Origin of the sequence: Mesorhizobium sp. M1A.T.Ca.IN.004.03.1.1 (genome assembly GCF_003997555.1) — a bacterium.
Lineage (GTDB): Bacteria > Pseudomonadota > Alphaproteobacteria > Rhizobiales > Rhizobiaceae > Mesorhizobium.
Genome location: NZ_RZTV01000292.1, coordinates 1 through 274, shown reverse-complemented (window position 1 = coordinate 274; position 274 = coordinate 1). Strand labels below are relative to the sequence as shown.

Annotated in this window: 1 pseudogene; it reads right to left on the bottom strand. The window is 53.3% G+C overall.

From position 1 onward, the window contains the following. Window positions 1-274: pseudogene (locus EOD29_RS36630) on the bottom strand (gamma-glutamyltransferase); the annotation flags it as partial.

Sequence of the window (274 nt, the reverse complement as noted above, 5' to 3'; positions counted from 1 at the left end):
GTGCATTCGCAGCTTGCCGTCCTTCGGAAACACTCGGGGCTTCGCAAGCAAATCCGCCATGTCTTCCTTGAACCCAAGCCCAAGCTTCAGGAACAGCAGATAAGTCAGCGAACCAAGTATGCGTTCGCTTCCTGCCGATCCAATGGCCAACGTGGACCTACCGGACATCTCCAAAATCAATGGTGACATTTCCGTGACATCGTGTGTTTGCCCGGCAAAAAGGGAATTAGATTTCATCGCATAACTGTAGCCAAGCCCCGCACCCCACCACGAC